The organism is Kineococcus indalonis, from assembly GCF_009906395.1.
GTDB lineage: Bacteria > Actinomycetota > Actinomycetes > Actinomycetales > Kineococcaceae > Kineococcus > Kineococcus indalonis.
Genome location: NZ_JAAALM010000116.1, coordinates 1 through 9,227, shown reverse-complemented (window position 1 = coordinate 9,227; position 9,227 = coordinate 1). Strand labels below are relative to the sequence as shown.

Genomic DNA, 9,227 nt, shown 5'->3' with positions numbered 1-9,227 from the left:
GGCTGGGCGGGCACGCGTCCACAGTAGGGCCGGGGCGCGCCGCTCCGGGGCGACCCGCCCGTGCCGCCGCGACCTCCCCGCCCGGGTCCCGCGGGGCCCGCGCACTCCCTCCACACGCGCGCGCCCCCGCCCCCGGCGGGAACCGGGGGCGGGGGCGCGGGGGGCGCGGCGGAACGGCGCGTGCCGGGCCGGAGCGGCGCCGGATCAGGGCCGGTGCGGGGCCGGTGCGGGTCAGGCGCGCGGGCGGCCCAGCGCGCGGTAGGTCCAGCCCGCGGCGCGCCAGCGGGCGGGGTCCAGGGCGTTGCGGCCGTCGAGGATGCGCTTGTTCTTCACCAGCGAGGAGATCGTGGCCGGCTCCAGGTCGCGGTACTCCTTCCACTCCGTCAGCAGCAGCACCACGTCCGCGCCGCGCACCGCGTCCTCGACCGTCTCGGCGTAGGAGATGTCCGGCACGGCCTTGCGGGCGTTGTCCAGCGCGGCGGGGTCGGTCAGCACCACGTCACCGCCCTGCAGGCGGATCTGCGCGGCCACGTTGAGGGCGGGGCTGTCGCGGATGTCGTCCGAGAGCGGCTTGAACGCCGCGCCCAGCACCGCCACGCGCTTGCCGATCAGCGAGCCGTCGCACACCTCGCGCGCCAGGTCCACCATCCGGATCCGGCGGCGCATGTTGATCGAGTCGACCTCGCGCAGGAACGTCAGCGTCTGGTCCGCGCCCAGCTCGCCGGCGCGCGCCATGAACGCGCGGATGTCCTTGGGCAGGCAGCCGCCGCCGAAGCCGAGGCCGGCGTTGAGGAACTTGCGCCCGATGCGGTCGTCGTGGCCGATGGCGTCCGCCAGCTGCGCCACGTCGGCGTTGACCTTCTCGCACAGCTCCGCCATCGCGTTGATGAAGGAGATCTTCGTGGCCAGGAAGGAGTTCGCGGCCACCTTGACCAGCTCGGCGGTCTGGTAGTCGGTGACGATCGTGGGGGTGCCGCGCTTCAGCGGCGTGGCGTACACCTCGTCCAGCAGCGCCTTGGCGCCCTTGCCGGCGGGGGAGTCCGGCCCGTCCGGCACGCCGTAGACGAGGCGGTCCGGGTGCAGGGTGTCCTCCACCGCGTGGCCCTCGCGCAGGAACTCCGGGTTCCACGCCAGCGCCGCGCCCGGCACCAGGTCGGCGACCTTGGAGCTCAGGCGCGCGGCGGTGCCCACCGGCACCGTGGACTTGCCCACGACCAGCTCGCCGGGGGACACGTGCGGCAGCAGGGAGTCCACCGCGGCGTCCACGTAGCGCATGTCCGCGGCGAACTCGCCCTTCTTCTGCGGGGTGCCCACGCAGACGAAGTGCACCGCGGAGCCGGCGGCCTCGGCCACGTCCGTGGTGAAGCGCAGCCGGCCGGTGGCCATCGTCCGCTCCAGCAGCTCGGGCAGGCCCGGCTCGAAGAAGGGTGCCCGCGCGTTGCGCAGCGCCTCGATCTTCTCGGCGTCCACGTCGATCCCGACCACCTCGTGGCCGAGCTCGGCCATGCACGCGGCGTGCACGGCTCCCAGGTACCCGCACCCGATGACAGTCATGCGCATGGGCGCACAGTAGCGGCGCGGAAGCGCAGTGGAAACAGCCGTGCGGGCCGCGCCCGGCCGCGCACGCACGGCGCGCGCCGGCGGGGTGACGTGTCCCACACCGCCGGTCCCGTGCCAGGCTGTCCCTCAAGGTCGAGCCCGACCGGTCCGACACCGGTCGGGCCGCGCGCCCCCGCGCGCGACCCAGGCACCACGCTCCGGAAGGTCCCCATGCGTCTCGCGCCCCGCACCCTGGCCCTCGCCGCCGCCCTCGCCGCCGCGGTCCTCGGCGGCGCCGCCGCGCCCGCCGGCGCGGCCCCCGGCGACCCGCTGCCCGACGTGCAGCTCAAGGCGGCGGCGGTGGAGCGCGTGGCCGGGGAGAACCGCTTCGCCACCGCCGCGCGGGCCGCCGCCTCCTTCTCGGGGCAGGGCGCCGACGCCGTCGTGCTGGCCCGCTCCGACTCCTACGCCGACTCCCTCGCCGCCGCCCCCCTCGCCTCCGACCGCAACGGCCCGCTCCTGCTCACCGCGCCCGGGTCGCTGAACCCGGTGACGGCCGACACCATCCGCGACGTGCTCAAGCCCGGCGGCGTCGTCTACCTGCTCGGGGGCACCGGTGCGCTGTCGCCGGCGGTGGAGCAGGCCGTCCGCGCGCTCGGCTTCCCGGTGCAGCGCGTGCAGGGGGCCAACCGCTACGCCACCGCCGTCGAGGTCGCCAAGCTGCTGCCGCAGGCGTCGTCGGTGGCCGTGGTCACCGGCAAGGACTTCCCCGACGGCCTCGCCGCCGGCGCCCTCATGGGCGTGATCGACGGCGGGACCGGCCGCAGCGTGGGGGCGGTGCTGCTCAGCGACGGCAACGCCCTGGGCGCCGACACCTCCCGCTACCTCGCCGGGCGCACCTTCACCACCCGCATCGCCGTCGGCGGCCCGGCGGCCATCGCGGTGGAGCAGCAGGGCGGCTGGGCCCGCTTCGCCGGCCGCAACCGCTACGACACCTCCGCGGCCGTCGCCCGGCTGTTCACCTCCAGCGCCTTCTTCACCGACGCGACGACGGTCGTCGGCGTCGCGACCGGCGCCGACTGGGCCGACGCCCTCTCCGGCTCGGCCCTCATGGCCTTCGCCGGCGGCCCGGTGCTGCTCACCGCCCGCGACGCCCTGCCCGTGGAGACCACGCAGGCGCTGCAGGAGCTGCAGCGCGACGCCCGCGCGCAGGGGGCGGAGGTCACCCGCGCCCTCGTCTTCGGCGGCACGGGCGTCGTCGTCGCCGGCGTCGACGCGCAGGTGGCCGGCGCCCTGTCCTGACGCCGCCCGCCCCGGCGCCGCCTCAGCGGCGCTCCGCGCCCGGCCCGGGGCGGGCACCCTCCCCGGGCCGGGCGCCGGGCTCGTCCCCGGCGCCCTCGCGCGAGCGCCGCAGCGCGACCTCCAGCTCGTCCTCGCGGGCCTCGTCCAGCGCCAGGCGGCGCGTCAGCTCCACCAGGCGCGACTCCAGCGCCCGCATCCTGCGGTACGAGGCGGCCACGAAGCCCAGGAACGCCACCACGGTGCCGTAGAGCACCAGGTCCGTGCCGCGACCGACGCCCAGCCGCTCGGCGACCCAGCTCACCGACCCCGGCACCAGCACGCTCACCGCGGCGAAGAGGCCGAACAGCACGATGAGGATGCGGCGCACCGCCTGGTGGCGCACGTCGGTGGCGTCCCGCACCAGCAGGGTGCCGATCACCGCGAAGGCCACCAGCAGCAGCGCCTGGATCAGCACGGCGTCCTCACCCCAGGATCGTCTCGACGAGGATGTTCACGCTGTTGAGCAGGGACTGCCCCTTGGCGCGGGAGTAGTCCGTGTAGCGGATCTCCACCGGGTGCTCCACCCAGCGCAGCCGGGCGCTGCCCACCTTCGAGACGATCTCGCTGGCGTGCGCCATCCGGTGGTGGGTCAGGCGGACCCGGGTCAGCGCCTCGCGCGAGAGCGCGCGCAGGCCGTTGTGGGCGTCGGTCAGGCGCACGCCCGTGGTGAGGTTGGTCCAGGCGACCGCCGAGCGCAGCACCGCCCGGCGCACCGGCGCCACGGCGGTGCGCCCGTCGAGGAAGCGGGAGCCGAAGACCACGTCGGCCTCGCCGTCGCGCAGCCGCTGCACCATCGCCCGGGCGTCGGCCACGGTGTGCTGCCCGTCGGCGTCGAACGTCACCGCGAACCGCGCCGCCGGGTCGCGCAGCACGAAGTCGAAGCCCGTCTGCAGCGCCGCGCCCTGCCCGAGGTTGATGCAGTGGCGCACCACCCGGGCGCCGGCCGCGCGGGCCACCCCGGCCGAGCCGTCGCGGCTGCCGTCGTCCACGCACACCACCCGCGGGAAGACCGCTCGCAGCTCGCGCACCACGTCGCCCACGACGGCGGCCTCCTGGTACAGCGGGACGACCACCCAGGTGTCGCGCGGCTCGCCCTCCCCGGTGACCACCGGCGTCCCTCCTCCGCTGCTGCGCGCCCCGCGCGCGGCGGCGGGGCACGGACAAGTCCACCACGGCAGCGGGGCGGCGCGGGACCGGCCCGGCCCACCCGGCTCGTAGACTCCCCGCCATGACGGTCGAGAGCACCGCCCCCGGGCACGCCGAGCCGGGCGGTGGGCCCACCGCCGGCGCGGCCCGCGCGGAGGCCAGCGCGGACGTCGACCCCACCGCCCGGCTCGGCGCGGGCACCCGCGTGTGGCACCTCGCGCAGGTGCGCGAGGGCGCGGTGCTGGGAGCGGGGTGCACCGTGGGCCGCGGCGCCTACGTCGGCGCCGGCGTGCGGGTGGGCGACCACTGCAAGATCCAGAACCACGCCCTGGTGTACGAGCCCGCCGTCCTGGAGGACGGCGTCTTCGTGGGACCGGGCGCCGTGCTCACCAACGACCGCCTGCCCCGGGCCGTGACGCCCGAGGGCGCCCCCAAGGGCGCCGCCGACTGGGAACCCGTCGGCGTCGTGCTGCGGCGCGGGTCCTCGGTGGGCGCGCGCGCGGTGTGCGTGGCCCCCGTCGAGGTGGGGCGCTGGTCCCTCGTCGCCGCCGGCGCCGTCGTCACGCGCGACGTGCCCGCCCACGCCCTCGTCGCCGGCAACCCCGCCCGGCGGGTCGCGTGGGTCGGGCGCACCGGTGCCCGCCTCCTCGAGGAGGGCGGGGGGCGCTGGCGCTGCCCGGACACCGGCCGCGCCTACGTCGAGCGCGGGGGCGCCCTGCAGGAGCTGCCCGCGTGAGCGCCGCCCCCGACGCTCGCGCCGTCCCGGTCGCCGCCCCGCAGATCGGCGCCGAGGAGCAGGCCGCCGTCGCCGCGGTCCTGGCCAGCGGCCACCTCGTGCAGGGCCCGCAGGTGGCGGCCTTCGAGGAGGAGTTCTGCGCGCAGGCGGTGCCCGGCCGCCGCGGCGTGGCCGTCAACTCCGGCACGTCGGCGCTGCACGTGGGCCTGCTGGCGCTGGGCGTCGGGCCCGGCGACGAGGTGGTCGTGCCCTCCTTCACCTTCGCCGCCACCGCCAACGCCGTGCGGCTGGCCGGCGCCACCCCCGTCTTCGCCGACGTCGACCCCGTCTCGTTCTGCCTGGACCCGGCCTCCGTGGAGGAGGTGCTCACCGCGCGCACCCGCGCGCTGGTGCCCGTGCACCTGTTCGGCCACCCCGCCGACGCCACCGCCCTGGGCGCCCTGGCGGAGCGGCGCGGCCTGCTGGTGCTGGAGGACGCCGCCCAGGCCCACGCCGCGCGCTGGCGCGGGCGGTCGGTGGGCGCCCTCGGGCACGCCGCCGCCTTCTCCTTCTACCCCACGAAGAACATGACCAGCGGCGAGGGCGGCATGATCACCACCGCCGACCCCGCCGTGGAGCGGGCCGCCCGGCTGCTGCGCAACCAGGGCATGGAGCGCCGCTACCACAACGAGGTCGTCGGGCTGAACGTGCGCATGAGCGACGTGCACGCCGCCATCGGCCGCGTGCAGCTGCGCCGCCTCGCCGAGCGCACCGCCACCCGCCGCGCCAACGCGGCCGCGCTCACGGAGCTGCTCACCGCGGCCGCGCCCGAGGGCGTCGTGCTGCCCGCCGTGGCCGAGGGTGCCGAGCACGTGTGGCACCAGTACACCGTGCGGCTGCCCGGGCACGAGCGCGACCGCTTCGCCGAGGAGCTGCAGCGGCGCGGGGTGGGCTGCGCCGCGTACTACCCGGTGCCGGTGCACCGCCTGCCCGCCTTCGCCGACCTCGGCGACCCGCGGCCCCTGCCGGTCACCGACGCCGCGGCCGCCGACGTGCTGTCCCTGCCGGTGCACCCCGCCCTGCACCCCGGCGACCTCGAGCGCGTGGCCGCCGCCGTCGCCGAGGTGGCCTCCTCCGGCGCGGCGCGCCCGCGGACCCGCCGGTGAGCGCCCCGGTCCTGCGCGCCGGGCTCGTCGGCCTGGGCGCGATGGGCAGGCACCACGCCCGCGTCCTGTCCTCCCTGGAGGGCGTCGAGCTCGTCGTCGCCGCCGACGTCGGCGGCGACCCGCACGGCGCCGTCCGCGGGGCCCGCGTCGTGGCCGACGTCGAGGAGCTCCTCGCCGTCGGCGTCGACCTCGCCGTCGTCGCCGTGCCGACCGCGCTGCACGAGGCGGTCGCCGTCCCGCTGGCCCGCGCCGGCGTGCACGTGCTCGTGGAGAAGCCGCTGGCGCAGGACCCGGCGACCGCCCGCCGCATCGCCGACGCGGTGGCGGACGCCGGCGTCGTGGGCGCCGTCGGCCACATCGAGCGGTGCAACCCCGCCCTGCGCCAGCTGCGCCGCCGGGTCGCCGCCGGGGAGCTGGGCCGGGTGCACCAGGTGCAGACCCGCCGGCAGGGCCCCTTCCCGGCCCGGGTCGGGGACGTCGGCGTCGTCAAGGACCTCGGCACGCACGACCTCGACGCCACCGCCTGGATCACCGGCAGCGCCTTCACCGAGGTGTCCGCGCGCACCGCGCACCGCGCCGGCCGCCCGCACGAGGACCTCGCCGTCGTCGTGGGGTCCCTGGCCGACGGCACGATCACCAACCACGTCGTGAACTGGATGTCGCCGGCCAAGGAGCGCGTCACGGTGGTGACCGGCGAGGCGGGGACCCTGGTGGCCGACACGCTCACCGCCGACCTGACGCTGCACGCCAACGGCTCGGTGCCGGTGTCCTGGGAGGCGCTGGCCGGCTTCCGCGGCGTCTCCGAGGGCGACGTCACCCGCTTCGCGTTCCCCAAGCCGGAGCCGCTGCGCACCGAGCTGGAGGGCTTCCGCGACGCCGTGCTCGAGGCCCGCGGCGCGGCGCCGGCGGGTGGCGGCGCGGACGCCGACGGCCCGGCCCACCGCCGCACCGTGACCGTCCCGGAGGGGCTGCGGGTCGTGGAGGTCGCCGACGCCGTGCTGCGCTCGGCCGCCACCGGCCGCACCGCCGCCGTGGAGCCGGTGGCGGCCGGCCGGGCGTGAGCGGCACCGCGCCGGCCGCGCGCGTCCTGCACGTCAACGACTGCGCCGGCACCACCGCGCAGCTGCTCGCCGAGGCGCACCGGCGCGGACTGCCCTGGGGGTACCAGCCGCTCGCCGGGCGGGGCCGCTCCTGGAGCGGCCCCGCCGGGGACCTCGCGCGCGCCGCCGCCGGCGCCCGCTGGGCCGCCGCCCTCGGCGCCCGCGCCGCCCGCGCGGACCTGCTGCACGTGCACTACGCCAGCGTCGTGCGGCACACCCGCTGGACCCGGCGGCCCTACGTCCTGCACGCCCACGGCACCGACGTGCGCACCCAGCAGTACGAGCCGCGCTGGACCGCACCGCTGCGCGCGGCGCTGCGCGAGGCGGTGGCCGTGCGCTACTCCACCCCGGACCTCGCCGAGCACGTCCTGCCGCACCGCCCCGACGCGGCGTACCTGCCCGTGCCGCTGGACCTGACCGCCCTGCCGGCCTGGGAGCCCGCCCCGCGCCCGCGCGTGGTGTTCGCCTCCCGCTGGGAGGCCGTCAAGGGCGGCGACGAGCAGCTCGCCGCCGCGGCCGCCCTGCGCGCCGCGCTGCCCGGCGACGTGGAGCTCGTGGGCCTGGACTGGGGACCGCGGGCCGCCGACGCGGCCGCGGCCGGGGTGCGGCTGCTGCCGCGCACCGCCCGCCCCGCGTTCCTGCGCCTGCTCGCCGGCGCCACCGCCGTCGTCGGCCAGGCCAGCGGCATGCTCGCCGCCAGCGAGCTGGAGGCCGTGGGCACCGGCGTGCCCGTCGTGGCCGCGCTGCGCCCGGACTGGTACCCGCCGGGCGCCCCGGACGCCGCGCCCGCGGTGCTGGCCGGCACCACCGCCTGGTCCGGGCGCGCCCCCGAGCGGGTGGCGGCCGTCGTCGACGGGGTGCGCAGCGCCCTGGCCGACCCGCCGGCGGTCGCCGCCGCCCTCGGCGGGCCCGCGTGGCTGGCGACCTGCCACGACGTCGCCGGCGCCGTGGACGACCTGCTGACCACCTACCGGCGGGTGCTGGGCTGAAGGACCCCGGCCGGGGCGGTGGCGGGCAGCGCCGTCAGGGCCGCGGCCCCGGCCGGGGCGGTGGCGGGCAGCGCCGTCAGGGCCGCAGGTACAGGCGGCGGTGGTGCAGCCAGGTCGCCAGCGCCGTCCAGCACAGCACCGTCAGCACCGTGAACGGCACCTGCGCGTGCCCGCCCACCGCCACCGCCGCGGCAGCCCGCTCCGCCAGCGAGCGGCCCCCGCCGTCGGTGGCCCGGCGCAGCAGGGCCATCGCGACGTGGGAGCCGAAGTACACCAGGAGGCTGTTGCGGCCCAGCGCCACCAGCGGCCGGGCCGCGGCCCGCGCCGCGGCGCCGGTGCCGGGCCGGTCCAGCAGCAGGTGCCCCAGCAGCAGGGCGCACGCCACCGCGGCGGCCACCGGCAGCGCGAACGGCGCGCTCCACAGCCGCTTCAGCGCCGGCACGCCCACCCCGGCCGCGGCGGGCACCGCGGCGGCCAGCGCGCCGAGCGCGGCGAGCACCGCCGCCACCGCCAGCACGGGCAGCACGGCCGCGCGCGGGCCCGCGCGCCGCCCCCGCGGCGCGTCCCGCACGCTCAGCAGCAGGTGCCCGACGGTGGCGCCGGCGCCCGCGCTGACCAGGGCGCCCAGCGCGGCCACCAGGCCCTCCGGGTCGTGCCCCAGCGCCCCGCCGGCGTAGGCGTGCGGGCCCAGCAGACCCACGTCCAGCGCCAGCGAGGGGTTGCACGCGCGCGTCAGCGCGCCACCGGGGCAGGTGCCCGCCCACGCGGCCAGCAGCGCGGTGTGCGCGGCGGCCAGGGCGGCCGTGAGCACCAGCCAGCCCCGCCACGTGCGGGTGAGCAGGTGCCCCAGCGCCACGGCGGCCACGACGAGGGCGTACAGCTGCAGCACCCCGGTGGCGCGCCAGGTCGCCGGGTCCCACCGCCCGGAGGTGAGCGCCTCGTAGAGCAGCCCGGCGGCCAGCAGCACCAGCACGCGCCGGGCCAGGGGGCGCACCCGGGTGCGCCGGTGCATCGCGAAGCCCAGCCCGCAGCCGGTCAGGGTGACGAAGACGGGGAAGACGAGGTCCGAGGGGTGCACCCCGGCCCAGGGCGCGTGCCCGAACCACGCGGGCGCGCTCAGCAGGGAGTCCACGGCCACGCTGACCACGAGCATCGCCCCGCGCACCGCGTCCAGGCCCCTCAGCCGCACCGGTCCATCCTCCCGGCGCGGCGGCCGCCGCGCCGGGAGGGG

General features: G+C 78.6%; 9 protein-coding genes. 5 read left to right on the top strand and 4 right to left on the bottom strand.

All coding sequences use genetic code 11. The features are described 5' to 3' along the window. Positions 1–231: 231 nt before the first annotated feature. Positions 232–1,560, bottom strand: a complete 1,329-nt coding sequence (locus GTR00_RS08095; protein WP_166611119.1) for a UDP-glucose dehydrogenase family protein — start codon at positions 1,558–1,560, stop codon at positions 232–234. A gap of 210 nt (positions 1,561–1,770) precedes the next feature. Between GTR00_RS08095 and GTR00_RS08090 the strand changes: the two genes are divergently transcribed. Continuing rightward, positions 1,771–2,841, top strand: a complete 1,071-nt coding sequence (locus tag GTR00_RS08090; RefSeq protein ID WP_166611118.1) for a cell wall-binding repeat-containing protein — start codon at positions 1,771–1,773, stop codon at positions 2,839–2,841. A gap of 22 nt (positions 2,842–2,863) precedes the next feature. Here GTR00_RS08090 and GTR00_RS08085 read toward each other — a convergent pair whose 3' ends face one another. Both GTR00_RS08085 and GTR00_RS08080 read right to left on the bottom strand, forming a co-directional pair. Continuing rightward, positions 2,864–3,295, bottom strand: coding sequence for a DUF2304 domain-containing protein (locus GTR00_RS08085; RefSeq protein WP_166611117.1), 432 nt, complete (start codon positions 3,293–3,295; stop codon positions 2,864–2,866). A gap of 7 nt (positions 3,296–3,302) precedes the next feature. Then, positions 3,303–3,989: a glycosyltransferase family 2 protein gene (locus GTR00_RS08080; RefSeq protein WP_166611116.1), complete on the bottom strand. Its 687-nt coding sequence runs from the start codon at positions 3,987–3,989 to the stop codon at positions 3,303–3,305. Positions 3,990–4,108: 119 nt separating this feature from the next. Between GTR00_RS08080 and GTR00_RS08075 the strand changes: the two genes are divergently transcribed. The 4 genes from GTR00_RS08075 to GTR00_RS08060 are packed head-to-tail and all read left to right on the top strand — an operon-like array spanning position 4,109 to position 7,996. Next, positions 4,109–4,762 (top strand): acyltransferase, encoded by a 654-nt coding sequence (locus GTR00_RS08075; protein ID WP_166611115.1) that lies wholly within the window; start codon positions 4,109–4,111, stop codon positions 4,760–4,762. Next, positions 4,759–5,907, top strand: a complete 1,149-nt coding sequence (locus tag GTR00_RS08070) for a DegT/DnrJ/EryC1/StrS family aminotransferase (protein WP_166611114.1) — start codon at positions 4,759–4,761, stop codon at positions 5,905–5,907. The genes GTR00_RS08075 and GTR00_RS08070 overlap by 4 nt, the downstream gene beginning before the upstream one ends. Next, positions 5,904–6,968 carry a Gfo/Idh/MocA family protein gene (locus GTR00_RS08065; protein WP_205705336.1) on the top strand — a complete coding sequence of 355 codons (1,065 nt, stop codon included), beginning with the start codon at positions 5,904–5,906 and terminating at the stop codon, positions 6,966–6,968. The genes GTR00_RS08070 and GTR00_RS08065 overlap by 4 nt, the downstream gene beginning before the upstream one ends. Further along, a complete protein-coding gene (locus GTR00_RS08060) occupies positions 6,965–7,996 on the top strand; it encodes a glycosyltransferase family 4 protein (RefSeq protein ID WP_166611113.1) in 1,032 nt (343 codons plus the stop codon). The genes GTR00_RS08065 and GTR00_RS08060 overlap by 4 nt, the downstream gene beginning before the upstream one ends. A 76-nt stretch (positions 7,997–8,072) precedes the next feature. Here GTR00_RS08060 and GTR00_RS08055 read toward each other — a convergent pair whose 3' ends face one another. Next, entirely contained in the window at positions 8,073–9,185 is a 1,113-nt protein-coding gene (locus GTR00_RS08055; RefSeq protein ID WP_166611112.1) for a heparan-alpha-glucosaminide N-acetyltransferase domain-containing protein, read from the bottom strand. Positions 9,186–9,227: the final 42 nt, after the last annotated feature.

Bases quoted from the DNA above. Each gene is read 5' to 3' on its own strand.
- GTR00_RS08095 (WP_166611119.1), bottom strand. From the start codon at position 1,560: ATGCGCATGACTGTCATCGGGTGCGGGTACCTGGGAGCCGTGCACGCC.
- GTR00_RS08090 (WP_166611118.1), top strand. From the start codon at position 1,771: ATGCGTCTCGCGCCCCGCACCCTGGCCCTCGCCGCCGCCCTCGCCGCC.
- GTR00_RS08075 (WP_166611115.1), top strand. From the start codon at position 4,109: ATGACGGTCGAGAGCACCGCCCCCGGGCACGCCGAGCCGGGCGGTGGG.